Raw genomic sequence first — 16,226 nt, 5'->3', positions numbered from 1 at the left:
TGCCTGGCTTCTACCCTTCGACGTTAAAGCCGCGACGGCTACCCGTTACGACCGAACAAAAAGTATCACCCCACACGCTTCCTGATTTCCGCGTTCAATGTCGGGTACTTCCTGAAACACAATCGAGTATGTCCAGGTTGGAGTAGGAATTTTCCATTGAAGAAAAAAGGGCTGGGAAAGTCGACATCCTGTCTGTAGTCAGCGGTTTTTGACCCGCTCGATATACCGCACCACCGCCGCCGATTTCTCAAACCGCCGATAAACCAACGACAGCCACGAGCTCGCCTCACAGCCCTTGATCGACCGGTACAGGACGCCGGGCAATCCAACATGCCCGACCACCGATTCCGGCACCACTGCCACGCCCTGCCCCAGCGACACCAACGCCAGCACCGCCACCAGCCCGCCGGGTTGCGCGCCCAGTTTCGGCGCAAACCCGCCTTCGGCAGCCACTTGCAAGGTGCCGCTGATCTGCTCCGGAAGGATGAACGTCTCGGCCTGCAAATGCTCCGGGCTGATCTCGGTCAACCGGCACAGCCACGACTCGGTCGGCAGCGCCAGCACAAAGCCCTCGGCATCCAGGCGGATAGCCTCCAGGCCTTCAGGCAAGGTCATGGGCGAGCGGACATAACCGATGTCGAATCGCCCCTCGAGCACCATCGTCGGCAACGACACCATGGGGCTTTCGCGCACATTCAGGCTGACGTCCGGACACTCGCGACTGAAGGCCTGTACCTGTTTTTGCAGCAAACCCGAGTACACCGCCGAGGCCACGTAACCCAACTCGATATGGCCAATGTCCCCCCGCCCGGCGCGTTGGGCATTTTGCTGGGCATATTCGAATTGCCGCACCGTCGCCTCGGCTTCGATCACCAGCGCGGCGCCGGCTTCGGTCAGGCTGACTTCCCGTGTCTGGCGCACGAACAGGCGCGTGCCGAGTTCGTTCTCCATGTCCTGGATCTGCCGGGTCAGGGTCGGCGGCGCGATACCCAGTTGTTCGGCGGCGCGAGTGAAGTTGCCGTGCCGGGCAACGGCCAGAAAATAGCGAAAATGCCGTATATCCATCGGTGCATTAGCTCAAAGGTAATGAAGTTCCGTTTTCCGGCTAACAATGAGGCCAAACGGTCGCGATAAGCTCGCGGTGCAATCACAGTAGAGAGCCCATGTCATGCACGTCAAACCTCTTAGCGCCTCCGCGATCAACGGCCTTGCCCAAAAGGCAATCACATCATGAGCCGTGTCAGTCCTCGCCTGACACTGCTGACAGCATCGGGCGTCTGTTCGCTGATCGTCCTCGACACCAACATTGTCGCCGTCACGCTGCCGACGATCGCCCGGGACCTGGGTGCGAACTTTGCCGACATCGAATGGGTGGTCAGCGCTTACATGCTCGCCTTCGCTGCCCTGCTTTTACCGGCAGGCAGCATTGCCGACCGCTTTGGCCGGCAGAAAACCCTGCTCTGTGGCCTGGGCCTGTTCATTCTCGCCTCGATCGGTTGCGGCGCGGCACCCACGGCGTTGTTCCTCGACATCGCACGGGCGGTCAAAGGCGTCGGAGCGGCGTTGTTGCTGACCTCAGCGCTCGCCTCCATCGGCCACACTTTTCACGATGAAGTTGAGCGGGCGAAAGCCTGGGCGTTCTGGGGCGCGTGCATGGGCGTGGCAATGACCGCTGCGCCGACCATCGGCGGGCTGATTACCGAGTACATCGGCTGGCGCTGGATTTTTTACCTCAATTTGCCGGTGGGCCTGTTTCTGATGCTGATGGTCTGGCGCGCTGTGCCGGAATCCCGCGACCCTCAATCGGCACGCCTCGATCCGTGGGGCAGCCTGGCGTTCAGCGCCAGTTTGCTGTGCCTGATCTGGGGCCTGATCGAGGCCAACCGGATCGGCTGGAGCAACCCGACCACCTACGCCCGGATGATCGGCGGCGCGCTGTTGTTGGGTCTGTTCGTCGTGATCGAGCGAATGCAGCAGCGGCCGATGGTTGACCTGCAATTGTTCAAACACCCGCGCTTCATCGGCGCTCTGTTGGGTATGTTTGCCTATGCCGGTTGCGCCCAGGTGATGATGACGCTGCTGCCGTTCTACCTGCAGAACGGCCTGGGTTTCTCGGCCATCGCGTCAGGCCTGGGCATGTTGCCGTTTGCCCTGACCATGCTGATTTGCCCGCGAATCGGCGTGCGTCTGGCCGGCCGTTTTGCCCCGGCGACGTTGATGGCCACCGGTTTGACCCTCGTAGGAAGCGGCAACCTGCTGAGCGCCTGGGCGGTCAGCAGCGGCGGATACCTGCCCTTTGCCCTGGCGATTGCCGTGACGGGCGCCGGTGCCGGACTGCTCAATGGCGATACGCAGAAAAACATCATGGCCTGCGTGCCACGGGAACGTACCGGCATGGCGTCGGGCATGAGCACCACCATGCGCTTCAGCGCCATCGTGTTGGCTATCGGCGTGTACGGAGCATTGCTGTCCAGTCATACCGAGCAATTGCTGCGCACCAGTCTGTCGGCACAGGGTACGCAATGGCTCGACCAGACTCAGGGTATCGCCTCGCGGGTGGTGGCCGGCGACATGACGGCGGCGCTGGGCCTGCTGCCGGAAACCGCTCGCAACGCGGTCGAACCGTTGGCCCGACAGGCGTTCGTCGGTGGCTTCAGTCTCTTGCTGTTGGTGGCCGGCTTACTGGCCTTGCTGGGGGCGTTGGTGGTGGGCACGCTGATGCGCAATCCGATCCCCGCCCCCTCCGCTGCTGTCATCAACGCGAATGCTTGAATGAAGCCAGCACCCGCTCGGCATTGGCATCGCAGCCCATGCCGGCGGGTTTTGCCTGAATATCGTCGATCACCGCCAACAGCTTCGCCTTGCTCTGCGCCAGGTGCAGCTGCATTTCTTCGATCTGCTCGACTTTGCGCGTGAGCCCCGCCAGCAGTTCGTCGTGCTTGAATTCCCCGGTCGCGGTGTCCGGCATCAACTGCTTCAACTCTTCCAGACTGAACCCGGCCTGCTGCGCGCACTGGATGAGGTACAGCGTTTGCAAAACCTGCTCGGGATAATGCCGGTAGCCGTTCGCCCGGCGCTCCACTTTCTGGATCAGGCCCTGGGCTTCGTAAAACCGAATACGCGACGGGTTAAACCCGCTTAACTGCGCCAATTCACCAATCTTCATCTCAGCCTCATTTGCCTGCTTGACATTAAAGTTAACTTTAAGCTTAGCCTCTGCTCTTCACTGATGAGGAGTCAAGCATGTCGCCCTTCCAAGCGTTGAATTTGCCCAACGGCCAGACCATCGGCAATCGCATTGCCAAAGCGGCGATGGAAGAGAACCTTGCCGATACCGGACAGGCGCCGTCCGATGCGCTGTTTCGGTTGTATCAGGCCTGGGCCGGGGGCGAAGCCGGATTACTGCTGACCGGCAACGTGATGATCGATCGTCGTGCGATGACCGGCCCCGGTGGCGTGGTGCTGGAAGATGAACGCGACATGGAACGCTTTCGCCAATGGGCAACGATTGGCCGTTCCGGTGGCGCGCAGTTCTGGATGCAGCTCAATCATCCGGGGCGCCAGACCATGGCCAACCTCGGCCAGCAAGCGTGGGCACCTTCGGCGGTGGCGCTGGATCTCGGCTCATTTTCCAAGATGTTTGCCGAACCCAAACCGATGTCCGAGGACGATATCGCCGAGGTGATCACGCGCTTCGCCACCAGCGCTGCGCTTGCTGAAAAAGCCGGATTCACCGGCGTGCAGATTCATGCGGCCCACGGTTACCTGATCAGTCAGTTCCTGTCGCCGCTGACTAACCGTCGAACTGACTGTTGGGGCGGCCCCCTCAAAAATCGCGCACGTTTGCTGCTGGACGTTGTCCGCGCCGTTCGCCAATCCGTGTCGCCGCAGTTCTGTGTGGCGGTGAAGCTCAACTCTGCCGACTTCCAGCGCGGCGGATTCGATGCCGACGATGCCCGACAAGTGATCCAGTGGCTCAACGATTCGCAGATCGATTTGTTGGAGTTGTCGGGCGGCAGCTACGAAGCCCCCGCCATGCAAGGCGAGGCGCGCGATGGCCGGACTCTGGCGCGGGAAGCGTATTTTCTGGAGATGGCCGGCGAACTGGCGAGCGTGGCGCGCATGCCAGTGATGGTGACAGGCGGAATTCGACGCCTGGCGATCGTCGAGCAGGTGCTCGCCAGCGACATCGCCATGGCCGGTATTGGCACGGCGCTGGCCCTTGAACCGCAGTTGGTCAAACACTGGCGCGAAGGCCGGAACAGCCACCCGCAACTGCCGCCGATTCGCTGGAAACGCAAGCCGTTGGCCGCGCTGGCGAGCATGGCGGTGGTGAAATTCCAGCTCCATCGCCTCAGCCGTGGACGCAAGCCGCGGCCCGACGTGTCGGCAGTCTGGGCGCTGATCCTCGACCGCGTGTACATCGGCCGCCGCACGCGGCAGTACCGGCAGGCGATGAGTAAGTAATCGGCGCGGGCGTGGGAACGAGGCGATGGTGAGGCTGGTGAAGATCAAATGTGGGAGCGGCGGTGCGACGATTCGACTTGCTTGCGAAGGCGTCGTGTCAGCCAACATCCATGTTGAATGACCCATCGCTTTCGCGAGCAAGCTCGCTCCCACAAGGAGACCTTTATCGCCCGGAGAATCGTAATCTGGACAGCTGCCGCAAATCCCCCGAGAGGTAATAGTCATTGGTCCAGCTGTCATCCGCCGCCAGCGGATGAACCTGCTTCAGCGCAAGCTTTTTGGCGAAATATCGAAAACGGTAATGCTCGTAAAACCGCAGCAACTCCAAACCGTAGCGATCAGCCAGGTCAGTATCGCCGCGAACGATCAGGTAATTCTCGTCGTTGCCATTGCTGGCCGCAGCACTGAGGTTGTGGCTGCCGCTGATGATCGTCGGCGCGTCGCTGGTGAAGTCGGTGACTACGGCTTTGGTGTGCACCAGCAGGTTGCCCTTCTGGCCTTTCATGTTTTCGCGAAGCCAGCCCTCCAGCCCGGTGTTGAGCAGTGCGGTAGCGGCGAACTCGGCGCTACGATCGGCGTGGAAACCGGTAATGCGGCTCGCGGTGTTTTGCAGGCCGTAACGCAAAATGTCGTCGTAGGGCTGGCCAAGCAAGGCGTTGAGGATGTCGTCGGGTAACGCGAACGCCGTGACGAACAGTACGTCTTTTTTCGCGGCGGTGATGATCTCGACGAACTCACGTAAATCGCCCTGACCCGAACGCGGTGAGAAGCCGGCGAACATGGGCTGCTGTGGGTCCATCGGGTTGTGTTGCGTGATCCATTGCCGGGTGGCGCCGACATCGCCCGGTGTCGCCCAGACTTGCTCGAAAGTGCGCAGATAGCTCGCACTGACACTGGCATCATCCAGCACATGCACCACGTTCGCCTGACGATAAACGCCATTGGGCGTGAAGTTGGTGCTGCCGCAGAGCACCGCTTCGGGCTGAAGCTGCCCGGCGGCATCGACCCGGCTCAGCACCATGAATTTGTTGTGGAAAATGTTGTGGGTGATTCGACCGCGCTTGTTCGCCGCCGGGATTTTTTCCAGGCTGGCTTCGTTGATGGCGGTGTCGTCATCGTCGGGTTGCGCGTGATACAGCACGCGAACCTTCACGCCACGTTCGAACGCTGCGTGGACGGCATCGACGATCACCTGCAACTCGTATTCGTAAATGGCGATGTCCAGCGCCCACTGATCATCCACCGCCCGCTCGATGAACCCCAGCAAGCGTCCGAGCAAACCGTTTTCCAGCCATTGCCGAGGCGCATCGGGCCAGGCTTCGATGGGCAGGTTTTTGTTGGCACTGATCAGCGCGTCGAGTTCGGGAAATTTGCGCTGGAACGCCTGACTGGCGGCCACCGCACGGTTGAAGATCACGCTTTGATGCTGCGGCAGGCCATTGTCGGACGTGACGCTGACTTCCAGGTACTCGCCCAGCTGCGGTGCGTCAGCGCTGCCGTACGCCAGGTGAATCCGGTAATGGAGGGTCATTCCCGGATTGACCGCGTAATCGGCCCAGCGAAATTTCTGCAACGGCGCAAGATCGCTCGGGGTGGCGTGAAACTGCGGGAATGTATGCGCCTTGCCGGGGAACGTCAGGCTGTTGAAGAGGAACAACCAGGGCTTGCTACCCTGCTGTTTCTCGATGGCGAAACCCAGCAGGCCTGTGCGACGGGATTCGGCCAGGTCCATGGCCAGCAACACGCCGTTGGTGCCGGCGTAGGCTTTGACGCGAAAATCGTCCTGACTGTTTGTGGCGAGAACACGCATGCTTCACTCCTGTGAATGGCTTGCTTTCAGAGCATAGGGCAGCGCTGCGGATTGGTCGTGATTATCCGATACCGAGGTGATGCCTTCGCGAGCAAGCCCGCTCCCACATGGGATCCGTGAACGCCGCAGATCAAATGTGGGAGCGGGCTTGCTCGCGAAGAGGCCAGCACAGACACTGTAAAACTCAACCTGAAATCAACTCATCGATATGTCGATAATCCGCCTGTAGCTCCGCCGCCAACTGCTGCGCCCGCCCCAACCGAATCGGCCCGCGCTCGATATCGATCAACAACCCTGGACACTCCAGCGCCGGCAAACTCGACCACTCCTTCAATCGCCCATCCGTCACCAGCAACAACCGCTGCTGTTCCGCCGGAAAGCGTTTTTGTCGTGCCGCGAGCCATCGTCCCGCCTCGCCGAGCGCCGCCAGCAACGGCGTGCCGCCGCCCGCGCCGAGGCCATCGAGCCAGTGGCGTAAACCGCTGGACGCTTTCAACCCCTGCACTTGCCACGCTGGGGCATGACCGCTGGCCGTCAACAACGCCAGGCGCGCGCGTTGGCGGTAAGCGTCGTCGAACAGTTGCGCCAGCAACCCCTTGGCATCGCTCAATGCCTGGTGGCGACGCGTCGAGGCCGAGGCGTCGACGATCACCAGCCACAGTTCATGGGGCGAACGGGTGCGTAAATGAAACAGCACATCCTGGCGTTGACGAGGACGGCCATTGAGCAAGGTGCCGGGCCAGTTGATCGAACCACTGCGTGCAGCCTGACGTGTGCCCTGTTTGCCGTTGGCCAGCGATCCGGCGCGGGGCCTGGCATTCGCCCCCGCATCAGATCGAGGGCGAATGCCTAGGGCTTTTTTGGCCAGCTCGGCACTTCGCGTCGGGCACCGACCGGCAACGCCTGGGCCGGCATTTCGCCCCATTGGCCCTGGCCTTCACTCGGGTCGGAATGTTGTGGTGAGGGTTGTCGGGCCTGTTGCGGCGCCGGTGGCGATTGTTCGCGACGACGGTGACGCAAGGCGAATTCGGCCACCGCGTCGATATCCTCGTCGGCAATGGCGCTCGCCCCCCGCCACGCCGCGTGGGCACGGGCGGCGCGCAGCCAGACCAGATCGGCGCGCAGGCCATCGACACCCGCAGCGAAACAGCGCTCGGTAATCTGTGCCAGCGCTTCATCGTCGAGGGGAATGCTCGCCAGCGTGCTGCGCGCGTTCTCACAGCGTTCACGCAAAGACTGCTGCTGGCCCTCCCACTCGGCGCAGAACCGTTGCGGATCACTGTCGAAATCCAGACGCCGGCGGATGATCTGGCCACGCTGGGTCGGTGCAGTATGACCACTGAGCGCCACGTTCAAGCCAAAGCGGTCGAGCAGTTGAGGCCGCAGCTCACCCTCTTCCGGGTTCATCGTGCCGATCAGCACGAACTTCGCCGAATGCCGATGAGAAATGCCATCGCGCTCGATCAGGTTGGTGCCGCTGGCGGCGACGTCGAGCAGCAGGTCCACGAGGTGATCGGGCAGCAGATTGACTTCATCGACGTAAAGCACACCGCCGTCAGCCTTGGCCAACACGCCGGGAGAAAACTGTGCGCGACCTTCACTCAGGGCCGCGTCGAGGTCGAGGGTGCCGACCAGGCGTTCTTCCGTGGCACCGAGCGGCAAGGTAACGAATTGACCGCTGGCGAGCAGGTCCGCGAGGCCGCGGGCCAGGGTGGACTTGGCCATGCCGCGCGGGCCTTCGATCAGCACGCCGCCGATTTTCGGGTCGATGGCGGTGAGGTACAGGGCAAGTTTCAAGTCGTCGGCGCCGACCACGGCGGATAAGGGGAAATGCGGGGTGTCGGTCATCTTCAATTCTCGTTCATGGTCGGTGGGTGGATCAGTGCAATTCACTGACAAACCTCTTACCTGTGGGAGCGGGCTTGCTCGCGAATGCGGCCTGACATTCACCAATGGTGTCAACTGACACACCGCTTTCGCGAGCAAGCCCGCTCCCACAGAGTCGGCGGCGCATCAGCTGTCTTCTTCTATGTCCAACAACAAGTTCTCCAGCGCCTCGCGGTACTCGCCAGGCTCCTTCCACATTCCGCGCTGCTGCGCTTCCAGCATGCGTTCGGTCATGTCGCGCAAGGCATGCGGATTATGCTCGCGAACAAAATCCCGCGTCGCCGGGTCCAGCAAATACGCATCCGCCAGCAACGCGTACTGGTGATCGTCGATCAACTGCGTCGTCGCATCGAAGGCAAACAGGTTATCGACCGTGGCTGCCAGTTCAAACGCGCCTTTGTAGCCGTGGCGTTTCACGCCGTCGATCCACTTCGGATTGGCCGCCCGCGAGCGAATCACCCGATTCAGCTCTTCCTTCAACGTGCGAATCTTCGGCAAGTCCGGCTGACTGTGATCGCCATGGTAACTGGCCGCCGCTTCGCCGCTCAGGCTTTCCACGGCGGCGAGCATGCCGCCCTGGAACTGGTAATAGTCGTTGGAATCGAGCAAGTCATGCTCGCGGTTGTCCTGGTTTTGCAGCACGGCCTGAACCTGGCTCAGGCGTTGGGCGAACTGTTCGCGGGCGGCGGTGCCTTCGTCGGAACCGCCGTAAGCGTAGCCGCCCCAGTTCAGGTACACCTCGGCCAGGTCCTCGCGGCTTTGCCACAGACGCCCGTCAATGGCGCCTTGCACACCTGCGCCGTAAGCACCGGGTTTGGCGCCGAAGATGCGCCAACCGGCCTGACGCCTGGCCGCCTCCTCATCGAGCCCCGATTGCAACAGCGCTTCACGCTCGGCGCGGACCTTGGCGGCCAATGGATTGAGATCGTCCGGCTCCTCCAGCGCGGCGACCGCTTGCACGGCGGCGTCGAACAGACGGATCAGATTGGCAAACGCATCACGGAAGAAACCGGACACGCGCAAGGTCACGTCGACCCGCGGACGGTCCAGCAGACTCAGCGGCAGAATTTCAAAATCATCGACGCGCTGACTGCCCGTCGCCCAGACCGGGCGCACGCCCATCAGCGCCATGGCCTGCGCGATGTCATCGCCGCCGGTGCGCATGGTCGCAGTGCCCCAGACCGACAGGCCGAGCTGACGCAGGTGATCGCCGTGATCCTGCAAGTGCCGTTCAAGAATCAGGTTGGCCGACTGGAAACCGATGCGCCACGCAGTGGTGGTCGGCAGGTTGCGCACGTCTACCGAATAGAAGTTGCGTCCGGTCGGCAGCACGTCCAGGCGACCGCGACTTGGCGCGCCGCTAGGGCCGGCCGGGACGAAGCGGCCGCTGAGGGCGTCGAGCAGACCGCGCATTTCTGCGGGGCCGCAGGCGTCCAGTCGAGGTGCGACGACTTCGTGCAGGTGGTCGAGGATGGCGCCAACCTCGTCCCAACTCGCCTCCTGTGGGAGAAGGCCCCCTCGCCACAAGGGTTCGGGGTCGGGATTCAGGGTTTGCGCGATGAGTTGCGCGGCGAACAGCTCCAGGCGCTCGCGGGTGTCCCCCGCCGTGCGCCAGGCTTCATCGCCAAGCGATTGCAGTTCAATTGGACGCGGCCCGGCCCAAGGCTCGGCCAACGCACAATCCAGTGGATCAAACCCCAACTCGAATGCCTTGGCCAACGCCCGCAACAGACTTGATTGCGCCCCACGGCCATCGCCACGAGGAATGCGCAACAACGCCAACAACGTATCAATGCGCAAACGCCCGGAGGGCGACTCGCCAAAGATGTGCAGGCCATCGCGGATCTGCGACTCTTTCAAATCGCACAGGTAAGTGTCGAGACGCGGCAACCAGATCGCCGCATCGGCGTCGCTGTCGAGTTTCTCGTCCAGTTGCAGTTCGCGGTCGATGTGCGTGTCGCGCACCAGTTGCAGGATGTCGCGCTGCAACTCCCGGGCGCGACGCGGATCCAGCAATTGCGCTTCGTAATATTCGTCGGCCAACAGTTCGAGGTTGCGCAGTGGCCCGTAGGTTTCGGCGCGGGTCAGCGGCGGCATCAGGTGATCGATGATCACCGCCTGAGTGCGCCGCTTGGCCTGGGCGCCCTCGCCCGGATCGTTGACGATGAACGGATAGATGTTCGGCAGCGGCCCGAGCAAGGCGTCCGGCCAGCAGGTGTCCGACAGCCCGACGCCTTTGCCCGGCAGCCACTCGAGGTTGCCGTGCTTGCCGACATGGATGACGCCGTGAGCGCCATAGGTGTTGCGCAACCAGAAGTAGAACGCCAGATAGCCGTGGGGCGGCACCAGGTCCGGGTCGTGATAGACCGCGCTCGGATCGACCTGATAACCGCGCGCCGGTTGAATGCCGATGAAGGTCAGGCCCAAACGCAGTCCGGCGATCATCATCCGCCCGCCGCGGAACATCGGGTCGCTTTCGGGTGTGCCCCAGCGCTCCAGCACGGCTTGGCGGTTGGCCTCGGGCAAGGCGTTGAACATCGAGTTGTAGTCGTCCAGGGCCAGGCTTTGATGACACGGACGCTGGTCGAGGGTATCGAGGTCGTTGCTGACACCGCCGAGCAATTGCTGGATCAACGCGGTGCCGCTGTCGGGCAGTTCGGCGGGCAGCGGATAACCTTCTGCGTGCAACGCACGAAGGATGTTCAACGCTGCGGCGGGTGTATCGAGGCCGACGCCATTGCCAATGCGCCCGTCGCGGGTCGGGTAATTGGCGAGGATCAGGGCGATGCGTTTTTCGCTGTTCGGCAGCCGCGCGAGATCGATCCAGCGCCGCGCCAGTTCGGCGACAAAATCCATGCGCTCAGGTGCAGGCCGGTAACAGACCACATCGGACTGACTGCGCTCACTGCGCCACGCCAGGTCCTTGAAACTGATCGGGCGGCTGATGATCCGGCCGTCCAGTTCTGGCAGCGCAATGTGCATCGCCAGATCCCGCGGACCAAGACCTTGCTCGCTGGCACGCCAACCGGGTTCATTGTCCTGGGCGCAGATGGCCTGGATCACCGGGATATTGCGGCGGAACGGCCGCAAATGCGGCGCTTCGGGGCTGGATTGAGCGAAACCGGTGGTATTGAGAATCACCCCTGCTTCGACTTCATCCAGCCAGTCCTCGACCACCGCCAGGCAGCCGGGCTCTTTCAAACTGGCCACGGCAATCGGCAAGGGGTTCAACCCCGCCGTTTGCAAACGCTGGCAGAAAACATCAATGAACGCAGTGTTCGCCGCCTGCAAATGCGAGCGGTAAAACAGCACCGCCGCCACCGGTTGACCGGCTTGCCAGTCGGCGTGCCAATCACTCAATGCGGCGGGGCTTTTTTGTGGGTGATAGATCGCGGTACGCGGCAGGGTTTGCGGTTCGGCCCACGCATAGTCGCGATCCAGCCAGCGATTGGCCAGACAGCGAAACAGATCGAGGGCGTTGGCCATGCCGCCCTGGCGCAGGTAATGCCAGAGCCGGTCGCGGTCTTCGACGCCAACCGTGCTGAGGTCGCTGAGCTCCGGGTCCGGGCGATCATCGCCGGGCACCAGAATCAGCTGCACGCCGCGCTGCGAAAGCTCGACCAGACGCTCGACGCCGTAACGCCAATAGGCAATGCCGCCATGCAGCGAAATCAGAATTACCTTGGCGTGGCGCAGCACTTCATCGACATACAGGTCGACCGACGCATGGTTCTGCACCTGCATCGGATTGGCCAGGCGCACGCTCGGGTAATGGTCCGGCAATTGCTGCGCCGCTTCGGCGAGCAGCGCCAGGCTGGAATCACCGCTGCACAGGATCACCAGCTCGGCGGGGGTTTGTCCAAGGTCGGCAATGTTGTCGTCCGACACGAAACCGCCGGGCTGGGTCCTGAGCAGGTGCATGGGTTAAACGCTGAGCGCGGCGCGCAGTTGCGCTTCGAGTTGCGCGGCGTCCAGCTCCTGACCGATCAACACCAGACGCGTGGTGCGCGCTTCATCAGTGCCCCACTGACGATCGAAGTGCTTGTCGAAACGCGTGCCCACGCCCTGGATCAACAGACGCATCGGTTTGTTCGGGATGGCGGCGAAGCCTTTGACCCGCAGAATGCCGTGCTTGACCACCAGTTGGGTCAGCGCGTCCAGCAGCAGGCTTTCGTCGGCTTGTGGCAGTTCGATGGAAATGGAGTCGAACGCGTCGTGATCGTGATCATCTTCGCCTTCATGGTGGTGATCATGATGGCTGTGACGGCTGTCGATGTGCTCTTCGGAACCGGCGCCGAGGCCGATCAGCACGTCCAGTGGCAGGCGACCGCTGCTGGCTTCGATGACTTTCACCGCCGGCGGCAGTTCTTCGGCGACTTCCAGGCGTACGCGAGCCAGGTCTTCCGGGCTGATCAGGTCGGCCTTGTTGAGAATCACCAGGTCGGCGCTGGCCAGTTGGTCGGCGAACAGTTCGTGCAGGGGCGATTCGTGGTCCAGGTTCGGGTCGAGTTTGCGCTGGGCGTCGACCCGATCCGGGAAGGCCGCGAAAGTGCCGGCGGCAACAGCCGGGCTGTCGACCACGGTGATCACCGCGTCAACCGTGCAGGCGCTGCGGATTTCAGGCCACTGGAAGGCTTGCACCAAAGGCTTTGGCAGGGCCAGGCCGGAGGTTTCGATCAGGATGTGGTCAAGGTCGCCGCGACGAGCGACCAGTTCGCGCATCACCGGGAAGAATTCTTCCTGGACGGTGCAGCACAGGCAGCCGTTGGCCAGTTCGTAGACCCGGCCGTTGGCTTCTTCTTCGGTGCAGCCGATGGAACATTGCTTGAGGATTTCGCCGTCGATGCCCAGTTCGCCGAACTCGTTGACGATCACCGCAATGCGGCGGCCCTGAGCGTTGTCCAGCATGTGCCGCAGCAAGGTGGTTTTGCCCGAGCCGAGGAAGCCGGTAACGATGGTGACGGGGAGTTTGGCCAGTGTTTTCATCGGATGCCCTTTGGCAAGGTGGCGGGCATACGGGACGACGACCGCTGCAACGAATGCGCGCGCGGAAGATTTCGCCACCGGATCACCCCGCCCGGTTGTAGTGAGAATTCGTGTCGAGGCAGGTCTCCTGGCTGACGGTGTGCCAGTCGCTGGACTGGCGTTTGCTGCGCCTTCCCGCGGGCTCCAGGGCTGGAGCGTGCAGTGGCGTGGCAGCGAACATCACCGTTCACAGTTGCGGGGGCAGCCGCGGCATCGACCGCGTTCCCTTCTTAGCTTCGGCAAACGCCGAAGAACCTCGAAAGCGCAAGGCTACGCATCGTCTTGGGGCGGGTCAATGTCTGTAGGCGCTGACGAAGGCTGCGATCTTTTGATTTTGCTTTTAAAAAACAGGATCAAAAGATCGCAGCCTTCGGCAGCTCCTACAAATCATCATTTCAATCCCAATTGAGAACCCCTGCCAATTGACGCCCAACCCCTGCCCATGCTCTCCTACGCACCTTGTTACGGGTGCCCTTCACAGGGTGAAACGGGAAACCGGTGAATCATGTGCTTTACTCAAAGCCATGTCAGTCCGGTGCTGCCCCCGCAACGGTAAGCGAGCGAAGCGTCAGATCCACTGTGCCAGCAGTTAGGCATGGGAAGGTGACGCTTGCAGGTTTCGGCTGACGCCCAAGCCCCTCGCGAGCCCGGAGACCGGCCCGCAACACAAAGTGACGTTCTGTTCACTGAATAACAAACCCGCGGTGGGCGGGCGCTGTTTGAATCTCTGCGAGCCCGATTCGCAGGGATCTTCCATGCGCTCTATTCACCCGCTGACAGACCAGAGGGAAGCGCCATGTCGATCATCAGCAGCACCGGCCACAGCACCGCCAGCACCACAACAACCCTGAGCCAACGCCTGACCGCCGCCGTGTGTGCGTCGATTCTTGGCGCGTGCCTTGTGTATTTCGCCGGTTTTTCGCACATCGAAGCAGTGCACAACGCAGCGCACGATACCCGCCACAGCTCTGCCTTCCCGTGCCATTGAGACCTGCCGACATGATCAAGCGTATTGCGCAAACCGCGGGTTTCACCGGGCTGCTGGCCGCCCTGTTGCTGACTCTGCTGCAAAGTTTCTGGGTCGCCCCGCTGATTCTGCAGGCTGAGACTTACGAAAAATCCGAGCCGGCTGCGGTTGAAGTTCACGAACACGCCGCCGGTACCGCCGCTCACCCCCATGATGCCGAAGCCTGGGAGCCGGAAGACGGCTGGCAGCGCGTGCTGTCGACGACTGGCGGCAACCTGGTGGTGGCTGTCGGTTTCGCGCTGATGCTCGCCGGCCTCTACACCTTGCGTGCGCCAACCAAAACCTCCCAGGGCCTGCTTTGGGGTCTGGCTGGTTACGCGACGTTTGTACTGGCGCCGACCCTGGGCCTGCCACCGGAACTGCCGGGCACTGCCGCGGCGGACCTGGCACAACGGCAAATCTGGTGGATCGGCACTGCAGCGTCCACCGCTGTCGGCATCGCGCTGATCGTGTTCAGCCGGCACTGGCTGATGAAGATCCTGGGTGTGGCGATTCTCGCCGTTCCTCACGTCATCGGTGCGCCGCAACCGGAAGTGCACTCGATGCTCGCGCCGGAAGCCCTGGAATCCCAGTTCAAAATCGCTTCGCAGCTGACCAACGTGGCGTTCTGGCTGGCCCTTGGCCTGATCAGCGCCTGGTTGTTCCGCCGCAAAAGCGATGGCCAATACCACGCATGACGGATACCGGCACAGCGCCGACTTTGGTGGTCGGCCTGGGCTGCCAGCGCGGCTGCCCCGTCAGCACGCTGCGGGCGTTACTCGATCAGGCATTACAGGCGCATCAAATCGGACTTCACCAGATCAAGGCCCTGGCCAGCATCGACCTGAAGCGCGACGAGCCTGGCCTGATCGAACTCGCCGCACAACTCGCGCTGCCCTTGATGTACTTCAGCAGTGAGCAACTGGCTGGTTATCAACCTCAACTCAGCCACCGCTCGGACATCGCTTTTGAGCGCACCGGCTGCTATGGCGTAGCGGAAAGCGCCGCCCTCGCCCTCGCAGAACAACTGGCTCAGGCACCGGCAAAACTGTTGATCTCACGACAAAAATACGCCCAGGCGACCCTGGCATTGGCCAGCGCTGCGTAAAATCCTCGATAATCCCGCCCTCGATCATGAGCAATCTTCATCTGAAGCTTTGCCCAGACCCTTTTTCTGACAGGAAACGACGATGACCGTCTACTTCATTGGCGCAGGTCCCGGCGACCCGGAACTGATCACCGTCAAAGGCCAGCGGCTGATCCGCAGTTGCCCGGTGATCATCTACGCCGGCTCCCTGGTACCTGCCGCGGTGCTGGAGGGCCATCGCGCCGAACAGGTGGTCAATAGCGCCGAACTGCACTTGAAACAGATCATCGAACTGATCAAGACCGCCCATGCCAATGGCCAGGATGTGGCGCGGGTGCATTCAGGCGACCCAAGTCTTTATGGCGCGATTGGCGAACAGATTCGCTACCTGCGCGAACTCGATATTCCGTTTGAGATCATTCCCGGTGTCACCGCCACGGCGGCCTGCGCGGCGCTTTTGGGTGCGGAGCTGACATTGCCGGACGTGTCACAGAGCGTGATTCTGACTCGCTACGCTGACAAGACTGCGATGCCCGCGGGTGAAGAGTTGGGGAGTCTGGCGCAGCATGGGGCGACCATGGCGATTCATTTGGGGGTCAATCATCTGCAGAAAATCCTCGTGGAATTGCTGCCACATTACGGCGCGGACTGCCCGATTGCGGTGATCCATCGGGCGACCTGGCCGGATCAGGATTGGGTGGTGGGAACGATTGCGGATATTGCCGGGAAGGTCGAGGCGAAGGGGTTTCGGCGCACGGCGTTGATTCTGGTGGGTCGGGTGTTGGGGAGCGATCACTTCAGTGAGTCATCGCTGTATCGCGCCGGGCATGCGCATTTGTATCGACCGTAGGGCCCCATCGCGAGCAAGCCCGCTCCCATATTAAATCTTCAGCGAACACAACATCTGTGAACGACGGCGAACAAATGTGGGAGCGGGCTTGCTC

At 62.0% G+C, this 16,226-nt stretch carries 13 protein-coding genes and 2 riboswitches; of the genes, 6 read left to right on the top strand and 7 right to left on the bottom strand.

Annotation, left to right across the window (positions count from 1 at the left end; genetic code table 11):
• Positions 1–198 precede the first annotated feature (198 nt).
• Positions 199–1,065: a LysR family transcriptional regulator gene (locus PMI01S_RS25150; RefSeq protein WP_084322819.1), complete on the bottom strand. Its 867-nt coding sequence runs from the start codon at positions 1,063–1,065 to the stop codon at positions 199–201.
• Between the two features lie 165 nt (positions 1,066–1,230).
• Here PMI01S_RS25150 and PMI01S_RS25145 point away from each other — a divergent pair, with 165 nt between their 5' ends.
• A complete protein-coding gene (locus PMI01S_RS25145) occupies positions 1,231–2,772 on the top strand; it encodes an MFS transporter (RefSeq protein ID WP_084322818.1) in 1,542 nt (513 codons plus the stop codon).
• On the opposite strand, the gene PMI01S_RS25140 is transcribed toward PMI01S_RS25145, so the two are convergent.
• The gene (locus tag PMI01S_RS25140; protein WP_084322817.1) at positions 2,756–3,166 is read right to left on the bottom strand and encodes a MerR family transcriptional regulator; all 411 of its coding nucleotides are present in this window, start codon (positions 3,164–3,166) and stop codon (positions 2,756–2,758) included. The genes PMI01S_RS25145 and PMI01S_RS25140 overlap by 17 nt on opposite strands.
• Before the next feature lie 77 nt (positions 3,167–3,243).
• Between PMI01S_RS25140 and PMI01S_RS25135 the strand changes: the two genes are divergently transcribed.
• Entirely contained in the window at positions 3,244–4,467 is a 1,224-nt protein-coding gene (locus PMI01S_RS25135) for an NADH:flavin oxidoreductase/NADH oxidase family protein (RefSeq protein ID WP_084322816.1), read from the top strand.
• Positions 4,468–4,630: 163 nt separating this feature from the next.
• On the opposite strand, the gene PMI01S_RS25130 is transcribed toward PMI01S_RS25135, so the two are convergent.
• The 5 genes from PMI01S_RS25130 to cobW form a co-directional block, all read right to left on the bottom strand.
• Positions 4,631–6,277: a phospholipase D-like domain-containing protein gene (locus PMI01S_RS25130; protein ID WP_084322815.1), complete on the bottom strand. Its 1,647-nt coding sequence runs from the start codon at positions 6,275–6,277 to the stop codon at positions 4,631–4,633.
• A gap of 184 nt (positions 6,278–6,461) precedes the next feature.
• Positions 6,462–7,007: a vWA domain-containing protein gene (locus tag PMI01S_RS25125; protein ID WP_167362957.1), complete on the bottom strand. Its 546-nt coding sequence runs from the start codon at positions 7,005–7,007 to the stop codon at positions 6,462–6,464.
• Between the two features lie 119 nt (positions 7,008–7,126).
• Positions 7,127–8,125 (bottom strand): magnesium chelatase ATPase subunit I, encoded by a 999-nt coding sequence (locus tag PMI01S_RS25120; RefSeq protein ID WP_084322813.1) that lies wholly within the window; start codon positions 8,123–8,125, stop codon positions 7,127–7,129.
• Between the two features lie 165 nt (positions 8,126–8,290).
• Positions 8,291–12,085, bottom strand: coding sequence for a cobaltochelatase subunit CobN (gene cobN / locus PMI01S_RS25115; RefSeq protein ID WP_084322812.1), 3,795 nt, complete (start codon positions 12,083–12,085; stop codon positions 8,291–8,293).
• Between the two features lie 3 nt (positions 12,086–12,088).
• Positions 12,089–13,150 (bottom strand): cobalamin biosynthesis protein CobW, encoded by a 1,062-nt coding sequence (gene cobW, locus PMI01S_RS25110; protein WP_084322811.1) that lies wholly within the window; start codon positions 13,148–13,150, stop codon positions 12,089–12,091.
• 100 nt (positions 13,151–13,250) lie between these two features.
• Positions 13,251–13,463, bottom strand: a riboswitch (cobalamin riboswitch).
• Between the two features lie 175 nt (positions 13,464–13,638).
• A riboswitch (cobalamin riboswitch) is annotated at positions 13,639–13,866 on the top strand.
• A gap of 119 nt (positions 13,867–13,985) precedes the next feature.
• Here cobW and PMI01S_RS25105 point away from each other — a divergent pair.
• From PMI01S_RS25105 to cobM, 4 genes are all read left to right on the top strand, one after another.
• The gene (locus PMI01S_RS25105) at positions 13,986–14,177 is read left to right on the top strand and encodes a CbtB domain-containing protein (protein ID WP_084322810.1); all 192 of its coding nucleotides are present in this window, start codon (positions 13,986–13,988) and stop codon (positions 14,175–14,177) included.
• A gap of 11 nt (positions 14,178–14,188) precedes the next feature.
• Positions 14,189–14,893, top strand: a complete 705-nt coding sequence (locus tag PMI01S_RS25100; protein WP_084322809.1) for a CbtA family protein — start codon at positions 14,189–14,191, stop codon at positions 14,891–14,893.
• A complete protein-coding gene (locus tag PMI01S_RS25095; protein ID WP_084322808.1) occupies positions 14,890–15,303 on the top strand; it encodes a cobalamin biosynthesis protein in 414 nt (137 codons plus the stop codon). The genes PMI01S_RS25100 and PMI01S_RS25095 overlap by 4 nt, the downstream gene beginning before the upstream one ends.
• 82 nt (positions 15,304–15,385) lie before the next feature.
• On the top strand, positions 15,386–16,132 hold the full coding sequence (cobM, locus tag PMI01S_RS25090; RefSeq protein ID WP_084322807.1) for a precorrin-4 C(11)-methyltransferase: 747 nt from the start codon (positions 15,386–15,388) through the stop codon (positions 16,130–16,132).
• Positions 16,133–16,226 lie beyond the last annotated feature (94 nt).

Origin of the sequence: Pseudomonas migulae NBRC 103157 (assembly GCF_002091715.1) — a bacterium.
Classification (GTDB): domain Bacteria; phylum Pseudomonadota; class Gammaproteobacteria; order Pseudomonadales; family Pseudomonadaceae; genus Aquipseudomonas; species Aquipseudomonas migulae_A.
Note: the sequence above shows the minus strand (reverse complement) of the source record. Positions and strands in the feature narration are given on the sequence as shown.